Raw genomic sequence first — 705 nt, 5'->3', positions numbered from 1 at the left:
TATACAGCTTGCAGTGCGCCACTTTGGCGTACGTATCCACGTAAGTCTGCTGATAGACCCGGCCAACACCTTTGAATGTGCCTACGTAGAAGGTGTCCTGCGAGCCCAGATAGCCCGGGTGAGCTGTGTCGATTTCACCGCAGACCTCGTCATCCTGCTTCTTGCGCTCAAGCGCCTGAACCTGGGACTCCGTCAGGATCAGTCCTTCCTCTGCCACCTTGGCTTCCAGCGCCTTAAGGCGTTGCTTGAAGTTGGCCAGATCATGACGCAGCCAGATACTGCGTACGCCGCTCGCTGAAACGAAGACGCCACGCTTGCGCAACTCATTGGAGACTCTGACTTGCCCGTGGGCGGGCTCATCCACCGCGTATTGAATGACAGCCTCTTCCACATGAGGCTCTACACGGTTCTTGGCATTGGGGACTCGCCGATTCTTTTCCAGGAGGGCATCAACACCACCTTCCTCCACCGCCTCCTTGTAGCGGTAGAACGTGTCTCTGGACACGCCCATCATCTTGCAGGCCTTGGCGACGTTACCAAGCTCGTCGGCCAAATTCAGCAAGCCTACCTTGTGTCGGATAATGCGATCATTACTATGGAGCATGAGGGTTACCTTTTGGTTCTGGTTTCAGGTTTAGGCACCTTCATCAGAACCGGTAACCCTCGCTTTTTCAACGAGATGTGTCAGATTTGGTCTGAACTAAT

The 705-nt window shown here is 54.5% G+C and carries 1 protein-coding gene; it reads right to left on the bottom strand.

All coding sequences use genetic code 11. The features are described 5' to 3' along the window. On the bottom strand, positions 1 to 604 hold a 604-nt coding region (locus Y017_RS08055), incomplete at its 3' end, for a helix-turn-helix domain-containing protein (protein WP_035460209.1). Positions 605 to 705: the final 101 nt, after the last annotated feature.

The organism is Alcanivorax sp. 97CO-5 (genome assembly GCF_000524665.1).
Taxonomy (GTDB): Bacteria; Pseudomonadota; Gammaproteobacteria; order Pseudomonadales; family Alcanivoracaceae; genus Alcanivorax; species Alcanivorax borkumensis.
Note: the sequence above shows the minus strand (reverse complement) of the source record. Positions and strands in the feature narration are given on the sequence as shown.